The 24,837-nt window shown below is 51.6% G+C and carries 17 protein-coding genes, 2 tRNA genes and 1 pseudogene; 7 read left to right on the top strand and 13 right to left on the bottom strand.

The genetic code is table 11. The features are described 5' to 3' along the window. Positions 1–49: 49 nt before the first annotated feature. The 4 genes from NL510_RS14570 to NL510_RS14555 all read right to left on the bottom strand — a co-directional run bounded on the left by NL510_RS14570 (position 50) and on the right by NL510_RS14555 (position 5,176). The gene (locus NL510_RS14570; RefSeq protein ID WP_494546349.1) at positions 50–1,141 is read right to left on the bottom strand and encodes a CblD like pilus biogenesis initiator family protein; all 1,092 of its coding nucleotides are present in this window, start codon (positions 1,139–1,141) and stop codon (positions 50–52) included. 17 nt (positions 1,142–1,158) lie between these two features. Next, entirely contained in the window at positions 1,159–3,849 is a 2,691-nt protein-coding gene (locus NL510_RS14565) for a TcfC E-set like domain-containing protein (protein ID WP_253377843.1), read from the bottom strand. A gap of 77 nt (positions 3,850–3,926) precedes the next feature. Continuing rightward, positions 3,927–4,439, bottom strand: a complete 513-nt coding sequence (locus tag NL510_RS14560) for a CS1 type fimbrial major subunit (protein ID WP_253377842.1) — start codon at positions 4,437–4,439, stop codon at positions 3,927–3,929. 29 nt (positions 4,440–4,468) lie between these two features. After that, positions 4,469–5,176: a fimbria/pilus periplasmic chaperone gene (locus NL510_RS14555; protein WP_253377841.1), complete on the bottom strand. Its 708-nt coding sequence runs from the start codon at positions 5,174–5,176 to the stop codon at positions 4,469–4,471. Between the two features lie 354 nt (positions 5,177–5,530). Between NL510_RS14555 and ldtA the strand changes: the two genes are divergently transcribed. Beyond that, entirely contained in the window at positions 5,531–6,427 is an 897-nt protein-coding gene (gene ldtA / locus NL510_RS14550) for a L,D-transpeptidase (RefSeq protein WP_253377840.1), read from the top strand. 112 nt (positions 6,428–6,539) lie between these two features. On the opposite strand, the gene NL510_RS14545 is transcribed toward ldtA, so the two are convergent. Continuing rightward, positions 6,540–6,615: transfer RNA gene (locus NL510_RS14545), tRNA-Asn, on the bottom strand. Positions 6,616–6,935: 320 nt separating this feature from the next. Between NL510_RS14545 and nac the strand changes: the two genes are divergently transcribed. Further along, positions 6,936–7,847, top strand: a complete 912-nt coding sequence (gene nac, locus NL510_RS14540; RefSeq protein WP_253377839.1) for a nitrogen assimilation transcriptional regulator NAC — start codon at positions 6,936–6,938, stop codon at positions 7,845–7,847. Between the two features lie 96 nt (positions 7,848–7,943). Further along, positions 7,944–8,894, top strand: coding sequence for an HTH-type transcriptional regulator Cbl (gene cbl / locus NL510_RS14535; RefSeq protein ID WP_253377838.1), 951 nt, complete (start codon positions 7,944–7,946; stop codon positions 8,892–8,894). 45 nt (positions 8,895–8,939) lie between these two features. Here cbl and NL510_RS14530 read toward each other — a convergent pair whose 3' ends face one another. Next, a complete protein-coding gene (locus NL510_RS14530; RefSeq protein ID WP_253377837.1) occupies positions 8,940–11,540 on the bottom strand; it encodes a hypothetical protein in 2,601 nt (866 codons plus the stop codon). Positions 11,541–11,938: 398 nt separating this feature from the next. On the opposite strand from NL510_RS14530, the gene aaeB reads away from it, so the two are divergent. Further along, complete coding sequence (aaeB, locus tag NL510_RS14525; RefSeq protein ID WP_253377836.1) at positions 11,939–13,906, top strand: p-hydroxybenzoic acid efflux pump subunit AaeB; 1,968 nt, start codon at positions 11,939–11,941, stop codon at positions 13,904–13,906. 56 nt (positions 13,907–13,962) lie between these two features. Here aaeB and hpdA read toward each other — a convergent pair whose 3' ends face one another. From hpdA to hpdB, 3 genes are all read right to left on the bottom strand, one after another. Next, a complete protein-coding gene (gene hpdA / locus NL510_RS14520) occupies positions 13,963–14,901 on the bottom strand; it encodes a 4-hydroxyphenylacetate decarboxylase activase (RefSeq protein ID WP_253377835.1) in 939 nt (312 codons plus the stop codon). Positions 14,902–14,968: 67 nt separating this feature from the next. Beyond that, positions 14,969–15,223 carry a 4-hydroxyphenylacetate decarboxylase small subunit gene (gene hpdC / locus NL510_RS22915; RefSeq protein WP_366518880.1) on the bottom strand — a complete coding sequence of 85 codons (255 nt, stop codon included), beginning with the start codon at positions 15,221–15,223 and terminating at the stop codon, positions 14,969–14,971. A 2-nt stretch (positions 15,224–15,225) separates the two neighbouring features. Then, complete coding sequence (gene hpdB, locus NL510_RS14515; protein WP_253377834.1) at positions 15,226–17,922, bottom strand: 4-hydroxyphenylacetate decarboxylase large subunit; 2,697 nt, start codon at positions 17,920–17,922, stop codon at positions 15,226–15,228. Between the two features lie 463 nt (positions 17,923–18,385). On the opposite strand from hpdB, the gene NL510_RS14510 reads away from it, so the two are divergent. After that, positions 18,386–20,248, top strand: a complete 1,863-nt coding sequence (locus NL510_RS14510; RefSeq protein WP_253377833.1) for a sulfatase family protein — start codon at positions 18,386–18,388, stop codon at positions 20,246–20,248. Between the two features lie 232 nt (positions 20,249–20,480). Beyond that, positions 20,481–21,317 (top strand): SDR family oxidoreductase, encoded by an 837-nt coding sequence (locus NL510_RS14505; RefSeq protein WP_253377832.1) that lies wholly within the window; start codon positions 20,481–20,483, stop codon positions 21,315–21,317. A gap of 142 nt (positions 21,318–21,459) precedes the next feature. On the opposite strand, the pseudogene NL510_RS22910 reads toward NL510_RS14505, so the two are convergent. From NL510_RS22910 to mtfA, 3 genes and pseudogenes are all read right to left on the bottom strand, one after another. After that, positions 21,460–21,732 (bottom strand): annotated as a pseudogene (locus NL510_RS22910) (Arm DNA-binding domain-containing protein); the annotation flags it as partial. Positions 21,733–21,891: 159 nt separating this feature from the next. Beyond that, positions 21,892–21,967 (bottom strand) — tRNA-Asn (locus tag NL510_RS14500). 100 nt (positions 21,968–22,067) lie between these two features. Next, positions 22,068–22,865, bottom strand: coding sequence for a DgsA anti-repressor MtfA (gene mtfA, locus NL510_RS14495; RefSeq protein ID WP_253377831.1), 798 nt, complete (start codon positions 22,863–22,865; stop codon positions 22,068–22,070). A gap of 306 nt (positions 22,866–23,171) precedes the next feature. Here mtfA and psrA point away from each other — a divergent pair, with 306 nt between their 5' ends. Then, a complete protein-coding gene (psrA, locus tag NL510_RS14490; RefSeq protein WP_253377830.1) occupies positions 23,172–24,071 on the top strand; it encodes an L-proline-binding transcription factor PsrA in 900 nt (299 codons plus the stop codon). On the opposite strand, the gene NL510_RS14485 is transcribed toward psrA, so the two are convergent. Continuing rightward, positions 24,046–24,837 carry a substrate-binding domain-containing protein gene (locus tag NL510_RS14485; protein ID WP_253377829.1) on the bottom strand — a complete coding sequence of 264 codons (792 nt, stop codon included), beginning with the start codon at positions 24,835–24,837 and terminating at the stop codon, positions 24,046–24,048. The genes psrA and NL510_RS14485 overlap by 26 nt on opposite strands.

Raw genomic sequence — 24,837 nt, 5'->3', positions numbered from 1 at the left:
CTCAGAAAGCCTGCTTAACCGCAGGCTTTCGTGTTTCTGGCCCGGTGTTTCAGATGCTGTTCAGGCTCGGGCTGAATTCCACGGTCAGGATGCCCTTATAATATCCGGCAGCTTTGTCGGTGACGCGGAATTTATCAACAATCAGCCTCAGCGGTGCCGGAGCGCAAAGAACAGGATAGATAATAGACGGTAGCCGTACCGGGCGAACCTGATCCTGACCGTTTACCCCCGCCTGCAACGTGAAGGCATGGTTGTTTTTAACCGATCTCCAGGATTTGCTGTGCGGGTCAAACATCTCCAGGCGGTAATCGATCCGTTGGGCTTCATCCGTTCCCCCCGTACCGATATTGTAGAGAGAGAAGTCGCCGTCTTTACGGGCCGCGGCCGTTTTACCTTCATCTCTAAATGACAGCTTCATGCTGTCGCTGTTGGAGTTAAAGCCATCGTACAGGCACATATCCAGGGAGGTGGTGTCTTCGACATAGCTGTCGCTGGTGACGGACCCGGTCGGGTGCAGGTCAAGCTGTACCAGCGGGTTAGCACCGTTGAATTCCGGGAAATAGATATCCTGTTTACCGGGCGCTTTGCCTTTGAGGGTGATGTCGGCGTTATAGTCAAAAGCGCCTGACCCGTTTGGTTTCGCGGTGAGTTTTAGCTTCCCTTTCCACACGCCGCCAATGGGGAGATTATTCATTTCACTCTGCGGAATATAGACGGTCAGCACTCGTGAATTAGTGGTTACGTTACCGCAAATCCAGTATCTGCCATCATTCAGATTCATTTCGATACCACAAGATGCGGTTGAGTTCTCAGGATCGGCTACGTCATAATAAAGCGACTTCATATACCCCTGCAGGTTGATAGGGTGCTGCATTCCACTTCTCTGCTCTTTTAACATGACAGTGATTGTTGTGGCTGAACTTTGATGAGTGCAGGTCTGCTGAAGATCGGAAAAATCACATTCATATCTTGTCGTTCTTTGGGGCCAACCATAAGAACCCATGTAATCCTGCCGCCATACATAGACATCAGCAGGGGCACCAGAAGGAAGTTCATAATCCTGAAGAGTCGAGGTCTGTGTCGTTGGGCCGACAGGCGTAAACGCGCAAGCAGCACTACTCAATACCAACCCGCATATCATCAAAAAAACTTTTCCTTTCACTGCTCGCTCTCCCGTTGTGCGGTTTCCAGCGCCTGCTTGCGCTGTGCCTGCTTAAGCTGCGCCTGAACCTGTATGGGCGCTGGCAATTGATTGTAAGCAATGACGGAGCACTGAATATCCCCGGCAAAGCGCATGCTGACGCGTTTTTTCAGCACCTTCAGTGGGCATTTCAGGAAGGTGTTCCCGGCCAGCACGTAGAGATCGCGCGATGAGCCTTGCATTTCCAGCGTAAACCCGCCGTCATCCGCCATAAGCAGCATCGCGCTGTTTAGCCCAATGAGCGGAGAGTGCTTCAGGGCGTCCGGCAGCAGCAGTCGGCCAATGTAGTTGTAGTTAAAGGTGGCAGAAACCTCGCGATAGCGCAGTTTACCCGGCAGCAGCATCAGGCTCTGTTTGCCAGAACCCATAATCACGTTAGTCGTACCGGTCTGGTGTTTACGCGTACTGTCGTTAACGTCGACGTAACCCATTTCATAACCGGTATAAGGGAACAGGACTGATTCATCGCCGGTCAGGCTGGCCCTGTTGCCGTTGGTAGAGGCATCTACTGACAGTGCATCGGCGGTATCATCGTCCATTTTTTTCACGTCGATCAGAACGGCTGCCGACGGGTCGCCATTCCCCGCGCGACCAACCTGAACCCCGTGGCGGCTGACGGCGAGAGTGGAGCTATAGCTGCCGGTAAAGGCGGTATTATGATCGTGTTCCTGGGTAGCGTAACTGTCGGTCAGGTTGGCGCTAAGGTTGCCGTAAAGGCCATCGATACGGCCGTTAACGCCGCTATCAAGGGTATCGGTATTGAGCCCGCCCAGGCTAATGCCCATTTCTTTGTGGTTCACGTTATCATCATACCAGGTGCGGGACAGGTTCCAGGATGTCTGATCCTTGCTGTGCTTGCTGGTCCGGTAATCGGTGCTGAGAGTGGTGCTTCGGCTGCGAGCATTATTGTCCTGGTGCGGTATTTCGCTGAAGCTGAACATCAGATACGCACCCTTATCGTTGTCGCCGCTTTCATTACGGGTGAAGATGCCAAGGTTAGTGTTCATCATCCAGTTCGTCAGGCTGAAAGCGCGCGAGGCGCTGAGCTGTACGCTATCGGAGGTGGAATTGGCGCTTGTCTGGCTGAAATAGTTGTCGTCGAACGCTTCGTCGTTATCCCAGCGGCTGCGGTAGTCCGCATGGTTGCGGGTACGGTTCCAGTTTAATGAAAGGCTCCAGCTTAAAATAGTCTGCGTCAGGCCCGCGTTGATGCTTTCAAAACAGGTAAGATCGTAGTCCTCAGCGTCGTTCTCGCCTGAACACTGGCCGCCGCTGGTATCTTTGCGGTAGAAGCTCAGCGCAGGAAAATTTTCAGCGTGCCAGTTCAGTTGCTGCATATTGCCGCGCCCGCCCTGGTCGTTATAGAAAAAGCCGTTTTGCAGATCCATATCACCGAAGGCACCCAGAGTGGGCGTGATATGGCCGCTGATTTCCCCGGAAACATTGTCGTCTACCGAGGCAACGCCGAGCATCATCTCGCTCTGTGCTGTGAGCGGTATGCGCAGACCCGCCTGTGCGGAGGTTGCACCGTCATCGCTGTAGTCGGTTGATGAACTGGAGTCATCCGCCAGTTTTCCCGCCTGAAGGAACCACTGAGTATGGCCGTCGGTCAGGCTCCCTGTTTTGGTAAAGGGAACCACGTCTGTGCGGGCAAGCTGGTTGCTTTCATAAATTTTCAGCTGCAGGGTATAGCTCCCTGACGGGAATGAAGCGGTATCCAGCGACTGATTGCCACCGTTCAAATAAAACGAACCCAGCAACTGGTTATCGCGATAGGCATCTACGCGGGAACTGCGGGAAAGCAGTACGTTTACCGGCGTGCCCTGGCCTGCCTGTTCACGGTTGAGGTAGCTCAGGGTCGAGCCCGCGCGAACGCCGTCAAAAGCGTCAAGCGGCAAGAAAGAGAAGGTGAAGTTACCGCCGTCAAGATTAAACAGGCTGCGGCTGTCCATACGCCCACCCTGAACATAAAAGCGGCTGAAAAGGTCATAGCGATAGTACAGCTCGCTGACGTCAGCGTCGGTAGTGGTTTCACCGTCGCTCTCGTTGCCGTTCAGGCTCCAGTAGCCCCCGATGTAGCTGTTGTCGGTAATGCCTAATGCGCCTGTCCCCTGAAGATAAGCTGATTTGAATTCATCCTGAATGGCGACGTTAAGATCTTGCTGGTGGATAAAGGCGTTGACGATATTGTCGTCCCGGCTGGCGTTCAGGTAGAGGGTGCTTTGGGCATTGTCGGGATACCACGCTTTATTCAAAAAGAGGGTGACCGCATTCTGCTCATCGTTATAGATCAGTGCGACGTCTTTGGTCGCAAGATAACCGCAACCGACACTGTTGTTTATCGCCGAACAGGCGAGTTCACCGTGACGTTCAAGCGGCTGGCTGAGTTTGGCCGTAACTGTCTTGATCCGGTCCGGGTCATTACCCAGCGCCATCGCCGTAACGATCTTTTGCGGTTGTTCAAACTTAACGGTATCAAGGTTCACGGTAGCGTAAAACTTACCCAGATTATGCCCCGCAAGATAGACGTCAATGTACTCCTGCTGGCCCAGCACAATCGCTTCAAATCCTGGTGGTATAGCGTCCGTCCGCGCATTAGCACCATTGAGTAGGGACAAGATTAATAGACCAGGAAGTGTTTTCTTCATTACGCAAAGATCATCCTTGAAGTATAAAAAATGAACCGGAGAGATGTCTTCGGTTCATCTGATTTATTGCAACATCGTTACGGATTTGTGCCAGTATTCTGATACAGATAAAGGCTAACCACGCCCTGATAGGTGCCTGTCGCCAGCGTTTCCTGGGTGGCTTGGGCAATTTGCAGGGTTTTGGCCATAGAGCCGGTCTTCAATGCTGTTGTCGGGTCCGGGAACAGTTCGTTTGCTTTCAACGTTACAGCAGTAGTGGACAGAGCTTCGCCGCCCCAGGAAACGGTCATCGGAACGGTGTCACCGCCCAGGCTGTTTACCAGTACGGCATCGCTGGTCAGCTGCATCATGACGTCTTTAGTGGCATCGTTTGCCCAGATTTTGGTCTGCAACTGGTAAGGGATCAGGCCGGTGCCTGGGATATACTGCATATCAACGCTTTTCGGCAGCGCTGAGTTATCTACCTGAGTCATATCCAGCGCCGCATCAACGTTTGCGGTCACGGTAATATCTTTCTGGACTGCCATTGCAGGCCCCATGACAGAAACCATTGCCAGTGCAACCAGGGATTTAGAAATTACTGATTTCATTTACTTTATTCCATGTAAAAAACGAATGTTCAATGAATTGAGAAGTCCTGAGAATGCTTTGTCTTATCAATCCAGTTCCAATATTGAACAACGACTCTTTCGTAGTTCAATATATTTTTAGGCGTATAACTGGCACGCGGGTAAATATTATTTCCGACATCCTGCCATACACATTCTTTATTAGGTTGTGAATTTTTACACAATCCGACTTTTAGTAGTTTAAAGCGCTGGTTACCGGTGTTGGTAATTTTCCCATTGGGAAGCAAGCTCATTTTTAATTGCGGGTGCTCGGGTGGAACACTGACCAGGACGCCCCAGATAAGATTTATGATTAATTGCGATTTTGTCTGTTGCGCCCCTGCAAGCGGGTCATCAAGCTGTGGTACCGCTTCGAACTTTACGCGATAGGTTGTCTCTTCTTGTACTGGCTCCATCGCGACCAGTCTTATCATCTTCGTGGCACCGGCAGGCAGCGCGAATTTTGGCGGCATAACAACGATTGCGGTTGGATCACCGGTTTTGATTTCGGTTTCTCTTTCTTGTGCAGTACTGGTGCCACTGATGCGAAGGATCGTTGTTTTAATATATTGTACTTCATTGGTACGAGATATTACGCGAACACTTCCTTCTCCCTGGTCGTTAATATCAACCGACATGGGGTAAACGGACATATTGGCGTGGCACAGCGGAGCCAGACATGCTAAAGAAAGAGCGCAAAGGCTTAATTTGTAGGTCACGTTGTGATTCCCTGTATATAATGCGGCTATCCAACATCCTGCTGGAGAGTAAATATATGTATCGGAAACTCTTTTATTGCTAAATAAAATGGCAGTCGACATTCTATAATTTTGAGTATATGTTTTTCAGCCGGGTCAATAAATGATGTTTTTCTAAAAAGTGGGATAAGAGGTTCTTAAAAAATACGCAGCATGAATGCGTTTTGGGGGGGTAAACGCTGTGGATAAAAAATTTTATCATGCGCATCTGAAAACCGCTCACTTTTCATAAGTGTCATTTTACCAGATACCCCTTAACGAATTCTCTGAGTGCGTTATAGTTATGGAGTGTATCTGTCTAAAATCAGGGCAATTATGATCCGTCCATCTATGCTCGCCTTTGCCCTCTCTGCGGTCACCCACAGCGTATTGGCTGTGACCTACACGCTCCCGCCAGAAGGCAGCCGCCTTATTGGCGCGCCCATCATGGTTACCGTTCCGGAGGGCAATACGTTGCCGCTTGAAGCTTTCGCTGCCCAAACCGGGCAGGGGCTGAGTAATCTGCTGGAAGCGAATCCGGGTGTTGATCCGTTTTTGCCTGCGGACGGAACCCAACTGGTGGTGCCTCAGCAAATTATCCTGCCACCGACAGTGCGTGAGGGGGTTGTGGTGAACGTGGCGGAAATGCGACTTTACTACTATCCGCCGGGCGGTAATACCGTTGAAGTGATGCCCATCGGCATTGGCCAGGCCGGGCGAGAAACACCGCGTAACTGGGTCACCACCGTTGAGCGCAAGCAGGAAGGGCCGACGTGGTCACCGACGCCGAATACGCGACGTGAATATGCCAAAGAGGGAAAAACCCTGCCGGCATTTGTGCCTGCCGGGCCGGATAATCCGATGGGGCTGTATGCCATTTACATTGGCAGACTGTATGCCATTCACGGTACAAACTCGAATTTCGGCATCGGGCTGCGCGTCAGCCAGGGCTGCATTCGTCTGCGCAATAGCGATATCAAATACTTGTTTGAAAATGTACCGGTGGGGACGCGTGTTCAGTTTGTCGATCAGCCGGTTAAAACGACGACGGAGCCGGATGGTAGCCGCTGGCTGGAGGTCCATGAGCCCTTATCGCGTAACCGCGCGGAATTTGAAGCCACGCAAAAAGTACCGCTGCCGATTAGCCCTGCGTTGCGTGCGCAACTGGTGAGCGAGGGGGCAGAGTCAGCGCTTGAGAGGCGGTCCGGCATGCCGGTGAAGATAGGTATATGATGTGTCGTAGGGGAGACCAGACCAGCAGGCCGGTTTGGTGAAACCGCTACCGGCAATTTCCCCCGGGCGCAGAAAAGCAAAAAGCCTGTTTTAAAAGCAGGCTTTTCAAATTTGGCTCCTCTGACTGGACTCGAACCAGTGACATACGGATTAACAGTCCGCCGTTCTACCGACTGAACTACAGAGGAATCGTATGAACGGGGCGCATATTATCGACCACAGCGTTGCTTGTCAAAGGGTGGATCACCTCCTTTTGATCGTTTGCTGACAAAATCAGCAAAGTAGGGAGTTTAGCAACGCTTTGCACCGTTATGGTGCATTTATACCTCTTATGGGGCAGATCGGAAACTGCTGTTTCGTTAATAAAACCCCCATCCATGATTAGCTTTCCTTATTTTCAGGGGCTTAAGATGCGCATCACACCGCTTTGAAAAACTGGCATTCATATTGCAAAAACCATTCAACAATGAGAGCCAGTACCGGCACCGTTTTACGAACAGGGGGCAAAATGAACTTAAGACGACTGAAATACTTCGTAAAAATCGTCGATATCGGCAGCCTGACGCAAGCAGCCGAAGTGCTGCATATCGCGCAGCCTGCGCTGAGCCAGCAGGTGGCAACGCTGGAAGGCGAAATGGATCAGCAACTGTTAATCCGCACCAAGCGTGGCGTGACGCCAACCGAAGCAGGTAAGATCCTCTATACCCATGCGCGTACCATTTTGCGTCAGTGCGAACAGGCACAGCTGGCGGTTAACAATTTTGGTCAGACCCTGAGCGGACATGTTTCCATCGGTTTAGCGCCGGGAACCGCAGCCTCTTCCATTACTATGCCGCTATTGCAGGCAGTACGGGCGGAACTGCCGGAAGTGCTGGTCTATCTTCACGAAAACAGTGGCGCAGTGCTGAATGATAAACTGCTCAACGGTCAACTGGATATGGCCGTACTTTACGACCGCTCTCCGGTTGCCGGAATTACCAGCCAGCCGCTGCTCAAAGAAGACCTCTACCTTGTTGGCACTCGTGATTGCCCTGGGCAGAGCGTAGACCTGACTGCCGTTGCGGAAATGAATTTGTTCCTGCCTCGTGATTACAGCGCCGTGCGCGTGGACGAGGCGTTCTCGCTGCGCCGCCTGACGGCAAAAATCATTGGCGAGATCGACTCCATTTCCACACTGACCGCCGCCATTGCCAGCGGGATGGGCGTCACCGTTCTGCCTGAATCTGCAGCCCGCTCGTTGTGCAGTGCGGCAAATGGCTGGATGGCTCGCATCACCACGCCATCGATGAGCTTACCGCTGTCGCTGAACATGTCAGCACGCGGGCAGTTGTCAGCGCAGGCGCAGGCGGTAAAAGAGATTTTAATGTCTCTGGTCAGCAAGCCGACGCTGGAGAACCGTGAACTGCAGCTCGTGAGCTAATATTCCATAAAAGCATAAGATGCTGGTTTTTATTATTTGTTCTCCAGCCCGGCAGACTCTAACAATAGCGCTATGTCAGATGTGCCGGAGTGAATCGTGAATTTCCAGCAACTTAAAATTATCCGTGAGGCGGCAAGGCAGGACTATAACCTGACCGAAGTCGCCAACATGCTATATACCTCCCAGTCTGGCGTCAGCCGCCATATTCGCGAGCTGGAAGAGGAGCTGGGCATTGAGATTTTCATTCGTCGTGGCAAGCGACTGTTGGGTATGACGGAACCCGGTAAGGCCTTGTTGATTATTGTTGAGCGCATCCTCAACGAGGCCAGTAACGTCCGTCGTCTTGCCGATCTCTTTACCAATGATGCGTCCGGCGTACTGACCATTGCTACCACCCACACGCAGGCACGCTACAGCCTGCCGCCGGTGATTAAAGCTTTCCGTGAACTTTTCCCGCAGGTGCGCCTGGAATTGATTCAGGGCACGCCGCAGGAAATTGCAGTCCTGCTGCAAAATGGTGGGGCGGATATCGGCATCGCCAGTGAACGGCTAAGCAACGACCCGCTGCTGGTGGCTTTCCCGTGGTTCCGCTGGCACCACAGTTTATTGCTTCCCGTCGACCATCCACTGAATCAGATCTCTCCCCTGACGCTGGAGGAGATCGGCAAATGGCCGCTCATTACCTACCGACAGGGTATTACCGGTCGCTCACGCATTGATGAAGCATTTAACCGCAAAGGACTTACCCCGGACATTGTTCTGAGCGCACAAGACTCCGACGTCATTAAAACCTACGTTGAGTTAGGACTGGGGATTGGCCTGGTTGCCGAACAATCCAGCGGAGAGCGCGAGGGAGGTGACCTGGTACGTCTTGATACCCGCCACCTGTTCGATGCCAACACCGTGTGGCTTGGCCTCAAACGCGGGCAACTGCAGCGCAATTATGTCTGGCGCTTTATCGAGCTGTGCAATGCCGGACTGTCGGTGGATGAGATCAAACGTCAGGTAATGGCGTCAGAAGAGGAGGCGATCGACTATCAGATCTAAAATAAAAGACTACCCGCCTGCAAGCGGGTAGCCACCGTGACGTGATTAGTCGAATTTCACGGGTTTGGTGCGGTACGCTTTCAGCTTCGCCCGCATCCAACTGCTGCTGTTGCGGTTGACCGCGCTGACCACGCCAGTCGTCGCCCCTCCACCAACCTGCACGTGGAAGATACCGCGTGAAGGGAAGTCAACGTACTTCGCCTGCGAGAAGTCCCACGGGTGGCGACTAAACAGTTCCCGCGGATTATGGCCCATCATGCTGGTGTGAACATCAAGGAATTCAATGTTCAGCAGGTTTTCATTAATGGCTTCGATGTCATCCCCGATTTCAGGATGACCCATCAGATAGCTGCCGCTGGTGCCCCAGAACTCGGTATCAAGCTCGCTAACCTGCTCTGAAACGCTCGCCAGACGGCTGGCCGGAACTTGCCATGGCAGAACCGGTTGGCGCAGATGACGGCTCAAAGAAGCGCAGTAATCGAAGGTCCGATCCCATTCATACGGTGAGTAGCAATAGCCATTTTTATAAGCGCGCGAGGTAAAATCATCCGCTTCATAGCGGTCTGCCGCCATAAAGTCAGCCCCTTTTGCCACCGCCGTGCTGCCGTCAGGACGCGTGTATTCGGTCTCTTCAAATACCCCAACCAGCAGGGCATATTCAGCGGACAGCTTGCCTGCAAGCGCCGGGTTGATGGTCATTTTTTTCTTCACGCCCTCAATTGGGTCGAAGACATCGTCGTAGGTAAAATCATTATAAACCCATTGTGATCCTCCCACGCTCCACAGGTTAATCTGCCAGCCGAGCACCACGTCAGGGGCGACAACGCGCACCAGCCAGTTAACGCCCTTGATATAGCCTTTCAGCGTGTCAGTAATGCCCTCCGGCACAGCCATTTCGACGCCATGGTGAGCCATCGCCTGAGCTAATGGCTGACGCACGGGGATCGGGTAGTCCGCAGAGAAACCGTACTTCTGGCATTCGCCGAGGTAATCCGGGTTAACGATAAAGCCAGCCGGCACCGGATGCGCATCGTCTTTCATCGCCTGCGCCATTTGCAGCGCCTGGATAAAGTTAGCGAAGCTGAACTGATGGCGTTGCGGATCGGCGATAATATTTTCGACATCCCCTAAGGAGAGGTTACAGGTATAGGAGACCATAACAGGCAGCACGCTATCCCCGCTTTTGGCTTCAACGTTACGCGCCATCTGAATGATTTTGGTAGTAGGCTCTTTTGCCGGATCGAGGTACGCCGACGCATCGCCCATACCATCGTCACCGGAGTATTTAAACAGCGACGAGACGCGTGCTTCGGCGAAATCATCGACATTACTTGGTGACATATCTGCGCATCCGCCAAAGCTCAGAAATTCCGGGAAGCCTTTAACGTGCAAATTAGCGCCTTCAGTAATATTGATATTCAGCGTGAGTGGTTGATTATCCTTCACCTCTACGGTTTCGGTATCAACATCAATATAATGGAGCACGCCGTTTTGAATCAGCGTGTGGGTAATAACCTGGTAAACACCCGGGGCAATCGTAATTGACTGCGCATAGTTACCGGACTGGACAGGTAAGCGGGTGAAATGATACTGGCGAGCGGGTTCGTTATTGTCAATCAAGCGCAAATCGAAAGTCGCAGCGAGCGTTTTCTCAGCGCAAACGGCCAGCGTCAGCACGGCGGAATGCGCCTGTTCATCTTTAGTTTGGCTGAGGTTGTTACCTGAGAAAACAATATGATGAAGCTGATTATCCAGCGTGCCATTCACTTTATCAAAAATATAGTGAATGTTATTTAATTTGATGTCTTCGATGCTAACGTCGTATTGACCGTTTACCGGGAGCTGTTCCAGACGCAGGGTCTGGCCAGCACTCATCGCATACACCTGTTGTGACTGATTTTTTTCCTGATAAACCACCATCATCTGCTCACTGTAGAGGGCATTTTCTGCTGGTAAATCAATGGTGATATCTAAGGTGGTGCTACGCACGGCTTCGGCGAACGTAATGTCGAGTTGCGTTTGCTGGCCTTTATTCACGGTCAGCGTCGTGGCGCTTAACTGCACACTGGCGCGCACGGTACCGGCTTCGGTACGTAATTCCGCCGCCGTGGCGGTGTAGGTACCCGCATCGATGGCAAATGAACTTCTTCCCGCTTGTGGCTTCAGTTTTTGCATTATTTCACCGCGAACAAGCGTAAGTTCAAGCACGGCATTTTCAAGCCCTGCCGGGAAAGCCGCACAGTTGATAACCAGCTCACCCGAGGTTTGCGTTTCTTCATCGGCAGCCACGCTAAACGTGTCGCGGAAGGTTTCCCATTTTGGCGCGGAATCAGAAGAGACATTCACGCCCATGTGAATGTTCTCGATGGCGTTACCCAGCGCGGACCCGTCAGCGGCGCTGATGGCGAGTTTAATATCAAAAATACCGCTGGCCACTTCGCTCGATTCAATGCTGGTTTTAAGCGCGCACCATGGATTGGTGGCGATGGTAATATCACCCTCGGTGATTTTTCCCGGCGCGGTAAAGGACAGCGTCATTTTTTCCTGAATATCGATACTGGCGCCAGTAGTGGATTTAAATCCATTCATGTCGAGAGTAGGGTACCAGGCATTGTCCGTAAACTGTAGTGTAAAATCTAATTGCATCTTTATTTCCTTATGGCATTAGGTTTCATTGTCATATCCGCTGTGCATTATTCAGCGAGCGTTTGACTTTCTGTTTGTTAGGGTAATGTGATTCGCTGGATTGAAATCAACGGTGAAAGTTTTAAAGTTAAATTTTACGGCGCGCATATCAATTTTGAAAAAATGATATCTTTTTAGCCGCATGAGGCATTGTGAGGGATAAATAATGAGCGCGCGTGTTGCAGGTAAAAAAATATTAAAATCTGTTGCACAGAGAACTAAAGCGTAAATTTGAGACATCAAAAACATTTAATACTTATCGACCTTGTTAGCATATTAATGTTTTATCTTTTTGACTATCACACTCAAAAATGAGGTCCGGATGATGTAATCGTCGATCGTCTCATCAGGTAACCACTATGACAATATTTGCTATTGCTCCCTGGCACCTGCGCTTTGCTATAAAGCTGACATGTGCGGTGGCTTTGGCCCTCTTTATTAGCCTGTATTTTCATCTTGAAACGCCACGCTGGGCGTTGCTTACCGCGTCTCTTGTCACGGCCGGTCCCGCATTTTCCGCCGGAGGAGAGCCCTATTCCGGCGCCATTCGCCACCGGGGAATGTTGCGCATTATCGGTACCTTTATCGGCTGTATCGCCGCGCTGGCAATGCTGGTGATATTGATTCGCGTCCCGCTGTTGATGCTGCTGGTTTGCTGCTTGTGGATGGGTTTTTGTACCTGGTTGTCGTCTTTAGTGCGTATTGAAAACTCCTACGCCTGGGGGCTGTCGGGTTACACCGCACTGATTATTATCATCGCCATACAATATGCGCCCTTGCTGGCACTTCAGGTTGCCATTGAGCGCTGCAGTGAAATTGTTCTGGGTATTGTCTGCGCTATTACTGCCGATCTGCTGTTTTCTCCCCGGTCGATTAAAAATGAGATCGATCTTGCGCTCGATAACCTACAGGTTGAGCAGTACCAGTTAATGCAGTTATGTATTGCGCACAGTGATAATGAAAGCGTTGATAAAGCCTGGAATGAGGTCATTCTGCACACCAAACAACTGGATGGTATGCGCAACAATCTGAATATGGAATCGTCGCGGTGGGGGTTGGCTAATCGGCGTTTGAGGGGGCTTAATTCCCTCTCCCTCATGCTTAACACCCTGGCCTGTGAAACATGGATATTGCAAAATTCGCGGCCGGAAACGGTCACTCAAGATTACCGCGCCTTGTTCGCTGAGCCGGTCAATACTGTGCATGATGTCCATCAGCAACTGAAGAAAATACGCCGTCTTCTCATCTGGAAGGGGGAACAGAATACGCCGTTGACCATTTACAGCTGGGTCGGCGCTGCGACGCGCTTTCAGGTGTTAAAACGCGGGGTGACGGGCAATACCCGCATTAGCCGTATTGAGGAAAATATACTGAAAGGCGAGGGCCGGGTGAAAGCCCGCTCTGCCGAATATCATCAGGCTATGGTTAACTTCTGGCGCACGTCCATTTCCTGCATTCTCGGCGTGGTGTTCTGGCTGTGGACGGGCTGGACGTCTGGCAGTAGCGCAATGATGATGATCTCGATCATCACTTCAGTGGCAATGAGAACCCCGAATCCCAAAATGGTCGCGGTTGACTTTCTTTTCGGTGCGCTGGCGGCGTTACCGTTAGGGGCCTTATTTTTTCTGCTTATTTTGCCGTCCACCCAGCAAAGCATGCTACTACTGTGCACCGGTTTTGCTGTGCTGGCCTTTTTTGTCGGCTTTGAGGTGCAGAAACGGCGGCTTGGCTCGCTGGGAGCGCTGGCAAGTACGGTGAGTATTCTTGGGCTAAGTAACCCAATGGTATTTCATTTTGAACAATTTATTGACGCCGCGCTCGGACAAATTGTGGGATGCGTTGTGGCGTTGATGGTGATCCTGGTGGTACGCGACCATTCTCGGGCGCGCACCGGGCGCGTATTGCTGAATAAATTCGTCTCAGCGGCCATTTCAGCGATGACGACAAATATCATCCGGCGCCAGGAAAATCATCTTCCCGCCCTGTATCAGCAATTTTTTTTACTGCTGAATCTCTTTCCGGGAGACACTGCTAAATTCCGTCTGGCGCTGGCATTGATTGTCGCCCACCAGCGACTGCGTGACGCCCCGATCCCGATTAATGACGAACTGTCCGCTTTTCATCAACAGTTACAACAAACCGCAGACCGGGTTATCACCGCTACCAGCGATGATACACGGCGACATTATTTCAGCCAGCTACTCGAAGAGATGACGCTCTACCAGCAGAAATTACTTAACTGGGCGGCTCCGCTACAGGTGACGGAGCCGGTGCGCTGGTTGACAGATATTTTATCGAAATATCAGCATGCCCTTACCGACAGTTAATCTCCTGGAGCCTCGCGGTAACCGGCAACACTAAAGGCGGCTATTTTGAGACAACGCTAAAAAGGAGTATCGCTGCCGAGATAGCAGGCCAGCTGTCGTTGGGTGAAAAACGTCTCCAGTTCATTCAGTCTTGCTTCCTCAGGGGGGCGCCATTCTCGTCCAGGATAGGCTTTACCCAACTGTTGCCATTTCGATTCGCCCAGACGGTGGAAAGGCAACAGATTGATTTCATATATTCCGACCGATTCCATAAAGCGCGCAAGCGCATGCATATTGTCGTCGGTGTCATTTATCCCGGCAATAATCGGCACGCGAAGGACCAGACGTCCGGACCACTCACCCTGCGCCAGCGCGGTGATATTACGTAATATCAGAGCGTTATCAACGCCGGTATAGTGACGGTGAATCTGCGGGTCCAGATGTTTAATATCAATAAAGGCAAAATCAATATGCCGCATAACGCGCAGGAAAATAGCTTCCCGGATATATGCCGTGGTTTCTATTGCCGTATGGATCCCGAGGTCATGGCAGCGACGGGCACTATCCTCGAGAAAAGGGTGCTGGACAAACGGATCTCCGCCGCTGAAGGTTACGCCTCCTTCAAGACCCCAGAAATCCTGGTCGTGCTGCAAACGCCTGAGGAGCGCATCAACCGTGTAGTAATTGCCGCACTGTTTAAGTGCTTTTGCTGGGCAAGCCTTGATGCAGGTTAAGTCCTTGCATATCTCGCAATGCGTTCTTTCCAGCGTCAGTACGCCGTCGGCGAGGGTGATGGCCTGGCGGGGACAGCTTTCAACACACCGGTCACAGCCATGCTTTGCCGTGCAACGCACCTCGCTGTACAGCATTTTTTCCTGTGCCTGCCAGCTTTCTGGATTGGCGCACCACTGACAGCTCAGTTTACAGCCACTCATAAACACCGTCGTTCGGGTGCCCGGGCCATCATGGATAGAGTGGCTCTGAATATCAAAAATAAGACCCTGTGTTGAGTCCATGGCAACGCCTCTTGTAGATAAAAATGAACCCGCCAGCGGCGGGTTTCATCCTGTTGGGGAGTCGTGATTATCGACGTGCAAATGCCTCGCACAACGATGCGTTTGCATTGGCATCAGCCCAATAAATTTTGCCAAGGCCCTGACATTGTGCTGGGGTGGACTGATCACAAAAATGGTGGCAGTTCCCGCAGCGCGGTTTTTCACTGAAGTGTTCGCATCGCGGCGAGTCAGTCATGATAAGTGTTCCACTCAGACGGCATAATCCTTTGGCGACATCTATCGGACAGAAGTTATGGCAGTGGCTGTGGTTGAGTTCGCACATGATTACATCTCCTCGTATTCGGTTCTGGCGATAACTTCGTCCTGGATGGGTTTGCCGATTTCGCACCAGTACTGTGTGAATCCTGCGACGCGAACCATCAGTTCACGGTAGTTTTCCGGTGATTGCTGGGCATCGCGCAACATTCGGGAATCCACAATATTGTACTGAATGTGAAAACCGCCTTTACGCAGGTAACTGCGGGTCAGGTCGAGTAACTTACGCGACCCTGCCGCGCCGCGGACCGAGGTGGGATGAAGTTTCAGGTTCATCTGTGAGTTCTGCGACTGGCTGTGATCCCACACGGTGGCGGAACTGAACAGCGCATACGGGCCGTTGCAGTCAGTTCCCGGGTAGGCAGACATGGAGCCGTCTGAATAGGTGGTTCCCGCCAGACGACCATCGGCGCTGGCCAGCGTACAGGCGCCCTGAGGGCCATGGGTGGACACGGAGATCTGACAACCGTACATTTTCTTGCCGTACAGTGACTCATACCGGTGGGCCATTGAGCAGAACCAGGTTTCGTAATTTTTCAGGATATCGTCGACATATGGATCGTTATTGCCAAATTTTGGCGCATTCAGACAGGCCGCGTGAATATCGTCGAAGCGCCCGCTCTGGTCTTCCTTACGCTGTTCCGCCATCGAGTAATTTCCACTATTCTCCGCTGTCTGGTAACCAAAGTTATTCAGCAGCGCGTCAGTCAGCGCTTCCAGAGTGTAGGTTTTGTCATCGAAGACCAGTTTTTTAATCGCCGCGAGTGAATTGATGGCGGTGATCGTTCCGCAGCTTTCAATGTTATAGGTGGCGTTATAGCGATATCCCATCTGACCGATATGCTTCCCTTTACGCAGACAGTCAGGTTTCAGGAATGAGTTCATAATGGACATATTGTTCTTACGCCAGATATCCATTTGAATGTTATTGGTTTTAGCCACCACATCGCAGGTCAGCGCGTAGTAACGCGTGAACTGCTCCCACACCTGTTCAAAGCTGGTCAGGTCAAGATTATGCGCAGGGTAAACCTGGATACCGGAACGCCTGTCGAGTCCGTTGGTCAGCACCAGTTCGAGAATTTTCGGATTAGCGAGAAAGTGTACGCCGGTCGCTGCCGTCTGCCCCGAGCCGCCGGGGATGTCATACTCTTTTCCATTCAGCGTTAATGGCAGAAATGAACCCGGCGAAGTTTCAAGGCAACCGCCGATGGCAATGGCGCGGGCTTCCGTTACATCCATGCCTTCCGGTGCATACTGGTTTAACAGGAACTGCATACCTACCTGGTTATTCAGCCACGCCGGATAGCCTGCTCCGGTTTTCGTACACTCAACCGCCTTAAGAAGGAAAGATTCCGGCACTTTTTCGTCATACAGTATGCTCAGCGTTGGCTGTGGCGACTGGCAAAGAATACCGGCTTCCAGAATCAGCTCCTCAAGTCGGTTCGCCGCCGATGTGCCATCTTTCTTCAGACCGCCCAGCACCAGATTATTAAACGTATTGCCAGAGAGCACCCCGCCGACCACGCCGGTAGAGGCGAAACAGTCCACGCAGGTGAGTTTGATCCGGTGCAGTTGCAGCAGTTCAAGCGCCTCTTGTTCATCAAGGCGGCCGGCCGCGATATCCTGTTCGAACCACGGCCAAAGGATCTGCCCCAGTCGACCGGGTGACATGCCGGAAGCCGCATCTTCGTTAAGCATGGCAAGGTGCAGAATGTAGCTTAGCTGCATGGCCTCACGGAAGGTTCTCGGCTGCTGATGGGCAATCCACGCCAGGCATTCGGCGATATCGATATACTCTTTGCGCTGTTGCATATCGCTGGTCTGCCCGGCGAGCTCCCGCGCGTGACGCTCATAGTTGTGGATCCAGTTTTGCAATCCTTCAATGATGATGCGCACTGCATCGTAATAGTAAAGCCGGTCCATACCCGTGATGCCATCACCGTCGGCATTCCCCGCCACGCGGTCGCGCTGCTCAAGCGCAATGGCTTTGATGCCGTCAAAACCATACTGCAGCGGATAGTAGTAGTTAACCACCTCGCGCCCTTGCGGTATGGTATAGCCGGAATCAAACATACAGATAACGGACTTCATGATGTTCTCTTTCATCTGATAGTCCGGCACCAGCATTTCATATTTATGCCCAAGCGCTTCAACCGAACGCCCTTCCCAGGCTCTGGCCAGCGCGATTAAGGCAGGCGTTTGTTCTGCGCGAATACCAAACTTCCCGGCTATGGAAACGATATTGCCGGAGCTTTGGGTGACGTTACCGCCGCCGCCGCCAAAATGCGATAGCTTGCCTGCGCTGTCGCTACCGGTATCCGCCCGCGAAGTGAGTTCATCGGCATTTGCCAGGAAAAAACTTTCCGACAGCCACGGCATGGGAAATGAACCGCGATAGTAGGCCGTTTTCTGCATCACCAGTTTTTCGCCCGGGAATATATTCGGTGTCAGGTGGGAAAATGCGCATTTCAGCGCTTCCGCACGACGAATAATGGTGACGTCGTCCGCCAGTTCATCCCATTTGCGGGTATACCAGTACGGGAATTCGGTATCTACGGAAGAGAGCGTGCGAAAGTAAATATCCCGCAGCGCTTTGGCCCGGGGGCAGGGCAAGTCTTTCAGGGGTGGTTCATCGTGGGTGTCTGCGTGAGTAGCAAGTGAAGCAATGCCTCGCTGCTGAAGAATAGCAAGTTTTTCGGCATTCATTATGGTAGAGCCTTCTAAACATGGTGGTCTTCTGACCGTCGTCCCTCGTAATAATCCCTCAGTCTATTTATAAAATAGCCTGCTAATAGTTTAGTCGATTCTACGTTGCCCCTAAAGCGTGAGGTGTTTTTTTGTTGTTTTAAATCAATTGGTTGATTAACTGCAACGCGTTACGTATCCGTAACTCATTGTGATTTTTATTCGTATTAAGTTGCTTTGCCTGTTCGTTAATTGACATAAAAAAAGATTATTTGACGTAATTTTAGTTAGTGCGCTATTAGTTACATATGCAATTACTTCGCCAATAAAAAACAATTTATCATCCGATGACGATCAATCAATAAGAAATCTATTCGCTGGAAATCTTTCCAACCCCGTCCCTAAACCTGGCGTTTTAGAAAGCGCGTGCAGTGTTTACGTTGCGCGCAGCCGGGTAAAACTTAACATTAATGGAGATTGAACAATGAAAGAGAAGGGTGAAATTAATGAAAACCGTCGTGATTTACTAAAGGGGCTTGGCATTGCAGCGGTTGTCAGCCTGTTGCCGGAGACAGGAAGCGCAGCGCAAGCATGTTCTGAATCTCCCCCGACCTGGGATGTTCCTTTTACCAAAGAGATCCCTGAAACTCTTCCGGAAGGTTATAACATCCTGCTGATAACCTGCGATCAGGAGCGTTTTTTTGATCATTATCCTTTTCCCGTTCCAGGGCGCGAACGGCTGATGAAAACAGGAGTAACCTTTACCCAACACCAGAATACCGCCAATGTCTGCACGCCATCTCGCTCCGTGATGTATACAGGACTGCATATGCCACAAACCCGCATGTTTGATAATTTAGGGTTTCCATGGATGAATTACGATCTCGATCCTGCATTACGCACTGTCGGGCATATGATGCGTGAGTTAGGTTATTATTCGGCGTATAAAGGAAAGTGGCACTTAACAAGGGAAATCGACCAGCCTTTGCAGGGAAAAACGGTTGATGATATCGGTGAAATTCCAACGCCGCGCCTGCATCAAATTATGGAAGAGTATGGCTTTTCAGACTATCACGGCATCGGCGATATTATTGGTAAAAGTAAAGGCGGCTACTTCTTTGATTCGATAATAGCAGCACAGACAATAAGCTGGTTACGCAATACCGGGCGACCGTTGAATGATGAGAACAAAAACTGGTTTGCCGCTATTAATCTGGTTAATCCGCACGATGTCATGTTTATAGATACTGATAATCCCGACGAAAACGTTCAGTGGAAAGGACCACTGGATAAAGAGAACCATACTTATTTGCCAACCCAACCGCCACATAACAAAATTTACGCAGAAAATTGGCCTCATTATCCGCTGCCTGCTAACCGGCATCAGGACCTGGACGAACCAGGAAGACCTGCCGCGCATAAGGAATATCTTAATGCCAGAGCGGCAATGGAGGGACAATTCCCGGATGAAGATCGCCGCTGGCGCAAGTTGTTAAACTATTACTTCAACTGCATACGTGACAATGACCAGCATTTGGAGGCTATTCTCAATGAGCTGGATAATCTGTCATTAACAGATAAGACAATAATAGTTTTCACTGCCGATCACGGGGAATTAGGCGGGGCGCACCAGATGCACGGCAAAGGTTCTTCTGTCTATAAAGAGCAAGTGCATGTGCCTATGATTATTCGTCATCCTGCGTATCCGGGAAATGTTCGCTGTAACAGTTTAACAAACCATCTGGATTTGGTCCCCACATTGGTTGGTCTGACAGGATGTAATAAATCCCGCCGGGAAAAAGTGCTGGCCGGCAGAAAGGGCCGTGATATGAGCGTGTTGCTGGCACAACCCATCAAAGCGGGATTACATGAACTTCGTCAGGGGGCGCTTTATTGCTTCGGCATGATCGCGTATATGGACGCGAAATATATTGCCGCGTTCAGGGAACTGATAGCGCAAAAGCTTCCGGTTGCTGAATTCAAACACGAGATGGCTAAAAATCATCCTGATTTTGGGCATCGCTCAGCGATCAGGATGATCAATGACGGACAGTATAAATTCGCGCGTTACTTCTCCCTGAAACAACATAATATACCAAAAACCATGAAGGAGCTGCTGGATAAAAATGATATCGAATTATTCGATATCATCAACGACCCTGATGAAAACGATAATCTGGCTAACGATCCAGAGAAACATCAGGCGCTTATCATGAGAATGAACGAGAAGCTAAATCAACTGATTATCGAGGAAATGGGCAAGGATGATGGTAGTTTTATGCCTTCATTTGAGGGGAGACAGTGGGATATGACAGCATCGGAGCTGCATCAGTATCTGCGGGATTAACGCCTGTAAGGCGAGTACCAGCACGGGACAATAACTTAAGCCGTGTCGTCAGATAAAACGACAGTCGTCTTAAAGTCGGTAATGTCGGCATTTCCCGCACCAACCGTAAAACTACCATCCCCACCGGATATTCGCGCAACGATACGTTTTCCATATCACCTCGGCGCTGTGCAAAAAATGAACTGGAGGCTATTCTGAATTGTGATTCAGGTCACATTAAGGTGAGGCGTATATGCTAAATGCAAAACGTGTGGTTATTACGGGCGGAAGCCGGGGGCTCGGAAAAGTGTTTGCCCGACATCTGTTAACGCAGCAATATCGTGTGGTCCTGACGGGACGGGATCCCGGGGCGCTCGATCTGGCGTGCTCAGAGCTCGGATCAGTATTCGGAACGGAGAATGTCAGCATCTGCGCTTTTGATGTCACTGACCCGAAGGCCGTCAGCGAGGCGTTTAAAGAGATAGGGCCCGTGGATGTGCTCATTAACAACGCCGGGGTACTGGGGCCCGTGGATTACTTTCACCACATTCAGCCAGATGACTGGCTGTCGGCCCTGGATATTCACGTCAGGGGGGCAGTGTACTGTACCCATGCTGTACTTCCGCACATGCTGGCAAGAGGGGAGGGAATTGTCATTAATCTTGCCAGTCATGCCGGTGCCTTCCGCTGGCCTTACTGCTCATCTTATTCCGTAGCGAAAGCTGCGCTGATTAAGTTGACTGAAAACCTGGCCCAGGAGACCCGTAAGGCGGGGGTTTCCCATTTTGCCTGGCATCCGGGGCTGGTAAACAATGTGGGGCTGGCTGCGGATGCCCAGCAACGGAACGCTCTGACCGATTCACCCGCCGCGTTCGTCAACCGATGGACCGCAGAGGAGGAGCGACAGGGACGGACGGTGACGGCAGAGCAGAGCGCCGCCTCACTGAGCCGGCTGGTCAGCGGGGAGCTGAATACGCTGAGCGGGCGGTATCTGACCGTGTATGATAATTTCGATACCCTGCTGGCAGGACAGGAGCATATTGTGCAGGGTGATGCACTGATGTTGCGCATCCAGATGCCAAAACGCTGATATATCTGGTCAGCCGCTTCAGGTCTCTTTAATGCTTCAGCTTTTTTGGCATCTGTTGACGTCAGTAAGAACGAATAACTGATGCCAGTCATGCTAATGAACTAGAAATCGTTGTGAAGATGAGTTCACCATAACGTTACAAACGGGCAATCCTCTCATCGGTTCTCTGCTGAGCGGGGTTGCTTTTCAGGGCAGACGTTTACGAATACCCTCGCGCTGCTGCCGGGTATCGGAAAGGGAAGCCTGGGAGACGGGTCCAATGCAATGCGGAATTCTTTGCCGTAAAAGGGTATTTGAGATACCAGAGACGTGAACCACCCGGATTGACAAGCAGATACAGACCCTGAGAATCGGTCAGTTTAAAGGGTTTATCAGAAGGTTTGATACTGCGGATTTTCGCGTCGGACAGGAACATGTGGTGGTCACTCCATTATCGAACTGAAATGACCCCAAGTCAGACCACCAATTCGCCGGATGCGCAGGGAAAACCAGATACGCATCGGGAAAGATTTTCACGCTAACTTATTGAAACCCCAATAAACAGGAACTTATAAGCACACCTGAAAACAGGATTTGGCTCCTCTGACTGGACTCGAACCAGTGACATACGGATTAACAGTCCGCCGTTCTACCGACTGAACTACAGAGGAATCGTGTGAACGAGGCGAATGTTAATGGCCTCGCTAATTTGTGTCAACATTAAATTTAAGCCGCTGATTCAAATGGTTAATTAAGCTGCAAACTGATGTTTTAGTGAACTTGGGTGGAGACAGTATCGCCGTGCTCATCATTGTTACGTAAGCGCAGCAGCGGGTCTTGCTGATAGAAAAGGCAAAAACGTTGCCACAGCGCCGGGAAACGTGGGGCAAAAAGCTCAGGCGCACTGAAAAAATATTCCGAAAGCACGGCAAAACACTCAGCCGGATCGGTTGCCGCGTAGGCATCAATGCTGGCGGCGCTTTCCCCAACCAGGTCAATCTCATCCTGAATGTTATCCATTGCTGCATGAAGATCGTGTTCCCACCCCGCGACTTCACGCAGCGGGATAAGCGGAACGCCGCTGGCCCGGTCGCCGTTGCGGGTATCGAGCTTATGCGCCACTTCATGAACGATCAGGTTGAAACCCGAGGTATCGAATGAATCCTGAATATCAAGCCAGTTGAGAATGATGGGCCCTTGCTGCCAGCTTTGCCCGGACTGCACAACGCGCTGGTTATGTACCAGGCCGATATCATCCTGCCACTCATCATCCACCACAAACGGAGCAGGGTAGATGAGCACTTCGTGGAAGCCATCCAGCCACTCAATGCCAAGCTCAAGCACAGGCAGGCAGAAAATCAGGGCGATACGCGTGTTTTTAAGGGGATCCAGCGTGAAGCCCTGCAAAGGAACCAGCCGTTTTTGCTGCAAAAAACGCTCCGCCAGTTGAACCAGTTTTGCCTGTTCCTTCGGTTCCAGTACGGCCAGAACAGGGATCGCCAGTGCTTCATCCCACGGCAGTGCTATGTTGCGACTGGCGTCATTCGATTTCCAGGGCCACTTAATCATCGCTGTGCTCGCAAACTCGTTACTTGAACAAAATTAAAAGGTCAGGTCTTGTAACATGCCAAATAACCCGGCATGAAGCCAACTTTAAATCGCAGAGATGTCAGTATAGCAGGGCGGGCCGGACTCTCTTTGCCACTATTCAAACACTTATCGCGCTTCTTTGCAGTGATAACAATCCCATTGAGAAAATCACCCGTAGAAAATAGCACTTGCCGACGGGCTGTTACCCTCAAGAGTTGCCGCTGATTCATAACTCGCTATTATGAATATTCGAGTTTCCAGAAAGCGCTAAGGATTGCCAGAAATATGCCCGTCAATTTCGACCTCAACGATCTCTATGCCTTCAGAGCCCTGGTGGAGTACGGTAATTTTCGTATCGCCGCCGAGTCAATCTGTCTTTCTCAGTCCGCCTTAAGCCGCCGTATTGAAAAGCTGGAGGCCGCGGTTGGCGCGAAATTGTTCGACCGAACCACCCGGCGCGTCACGCTTACGCTCTTCGGCCAAACCTTTGCCGAACGCTGCGGGCAACTGCTGGAAAACGTGGAATCGCTGCTGGCGGGTATCGATAAAGTGAGTGAGGATCGCACCGGGCTTATCACCGTCGCCGCAGTACCTTCGGCTGCCTGCCATTTTATGCCGGACGTCATTCGGCAGTTTCACGGCCGCTATCCGCGCGTGCGCATTAAGCTTATTGACAGCAGCGCGGGAAACGTCATTGAGGCGGTTGCCAGCGGGCAGGCGGATTTTGGCATCTGTTTTGCGCGAAGTCTTCAGCCGGACATCACGTTCATTCCGCTGGTGGAGGATGTTTATGTCGCCGCATGCCGTCGCGATCATCCTCTGGCTGGGCGTAAATGCCTGACGTGGCAGGCGTTTTATCAGCAGGATTACATCAGCCTGGATATCACTTCCGGCAACCGTAACATGCTCGATCAAATGCTCGGCCACATTCAGCCGGAACGACCGAGCATTTGCGAAACTCGCCACGTGACGACGATGCTGGGAATGGTCGAGGCGGGGGTTGGCATCGCGGCCGTGCCCGCGATGTCGATGCCGCACTCCGCGCATTCGTTCCTGACGCATATTCCGCTGACCGGGCCCGAGGTCAAACGTACCGTCGGACTGATTCGGCGCAGCGGGCGTATTCAGTCGTGGATTGCCGCCGAGCTGGAAGCCCTGATCACTGCGCGCTATCGCGCAGCGTAGCCGATACGGGGATCATGCCCGTTGCGGTGATGGTTTCCCGGGATGGCGCTGAGGCCAGGAAATCGAGCAGAGCTTTTCCCCGAGCCGGGTTCGCCGCGCTGACGGTCACGGCACCGGCAAAACGGGTAATATATTGCAATTCATCAGGTAGTTTGCCGACAAACGTGACGCCCGGTACGGGTAAAAGCTCGCTGACCTGCTGGAACCCAATGCTGTATCGCCCTTTCGCCACTTCTGACGCCACCGGAATACGCTCCACCCGGTGCGCTTTCTCTTTCATTCGATCTTCAATGCCCAGTTTCTCAAACAACTGACTCTCAACGTACCGGCCGCTGGCGCTGTCGGAATACGCAACCGAAGCCGCGTTCAGTAACGTCTGTCGCAGTGCGGGCAGTGTCTCGACAGGCGGAACGGGATCGCCCGCTTTTACAACTATCCCGACTGGCGAGTCCGCAAGCTCCACGCGTGATCCCGGGGCAATCTGGTGATCCTTATCGAGTCTCGCAAGGGCATCGCCCACCATAATCACCACATCTGCCTTTTCACCCCGGGCAAGACGAGCGGGAATGGCCTGTGGCGTTTTCCCCATCGACGGGCCAGATATCAAAATGATCTTGTCGCCACGTGTTGATTCATACCGCGGGGCGAGTTTTTCCAGCGCCGCTTTAAAGCCGCCAGAAATCATCACCCTAACCTCCCCGGCAAGCGCGCCTGCGCTAACGGCAGTGAGCGCCAGGCAAGCAAGTATTGATCTGAATTTGACCAT

The sequence above is a fragment of the unidentified bacterial endosymbiont genome, assembly GCF_918797525.1.
In the GTDB taxonomy this organism is placed as follows: domain Bacteria; phylum Pseudomonadota; class Gammaproteobacteria; order Enterobacterales; family Enterobacteriaceae; genus Enterobacter.
The sequence above is the reverse complement of the archived record's forward strand: the minus strand, read 5'-3'. Positions and strand labels throughout refer to the sequence as shown.

What these genes read in the sequence shown, in the direction of transcription:
- NL510_RS14570 (WP_494546349.1), bottom strand. Translation starts at nt 1,141, where the DNA reads ATGATATGCGGGTTGGTATTGAGTAGTGCTGCTTGCGCGTTTACGCCT.
- NL510_RS14565 (WP_253377843.1), bottom strand. Translation starts at nt 3,849, where the DNA reads ATGAAGAAAACACTTCCTGGTCTATTAATCTTGTCCCTACTCAATGGT.
- NL510_RS14560 (WP_253377842.1), bottom strand. Translation starts at nt 4,439, where the DNA reads ATGAAATCAGTAATTTCTAAATCCCTGGTTGCACTGGCAATGGTTTCT.
- ldtA (WP_253377840.1), top strand. Translation starts at nt 5,531, where the DNA reads ATGATCCGTCCATCTATGCTCGCCTTTGCCCTCTCTGCGGTCACCCAC.
- nac (WP_253377839.1), top strand. Translation starts at nt 6,936, where the DNA reads ATGAACTTAAGACGACTGAAATACTTCGTAAAAATCGTCGATATCGGC.
- NL510_RS14530 (WP_253377837.1), bottom strand. Translation starts at nt 11,540, where the DNA reads ATGCAATTAGATTTTACACTACAGTTTACGGACAATGCCTGGTACCCT.
- aaeB (WP_253377836.1), top strand. Translation starts at nt 11,939, where the DNA reads ATGACAATATTTGCTATTGCTCCCTGGCACCTGCGCTTTGCTATAAAG.
- hpdA (WP_253377835.1), bottom strand. Translation starts at nt 14,901, where the DNA reads ATGGACTCAACACAGGGTCTTATTTTTGATATTCAGAGCCACTCTATC.
- hpdC (WP_366518880.1), bottom strand. Translation starts at nt 15,223, where the DNA reads ATGTGCGAACTCAACCACAGCCACTGCCATAACTTCTGTCCGATAGAT.
- hpdB (WP_253377834.1), bottom strand. Translation starts at nt 17,922, where the DNA reads ATGAATGCCGAAAAACTTGCTATTCTTCAGCAGCGAGGCATTGCTTCA.
- NL510_RS14510 (WP_253377833.1), top strand. Translation starts at nt 18,386, where the DNA reads ATGAAAGAGAAGGGTGAAATTAATGAAAACCGTCGTGATTTACTAAAG.
- NL510_RS14505 (WP_253377832.1), top strand. Translation starts at nt 20,481, where the DNA reads ATGCTAAATGCAAAACGTGTGGTTATTACGGGCGGAAGCCGGGGGCTC.
- mtfA (WP_253377831.1), bottom strand. Translation starts at nt 22,865, where the DNA reads ATGATTAAGTGGCCCTGGAAATCGAATGACGCCAGTCGCAACATAGCA.
- psrA (WP_253377830.1), top strand. Translation starts at nt 23,172, where the DNA reads ATGCCCGTCAATTTCGACCTCAACGATCTCTATGCCTTCAGAGCCCTG.
- NL510_RS14485 (WP_253377829.1), bottom strand. Translation starts at nt 24,837, where the DNA reads ATGGTCAAATTCAGATCAATACTTGCTTGCCTGGCGCTCACTGCCGTT.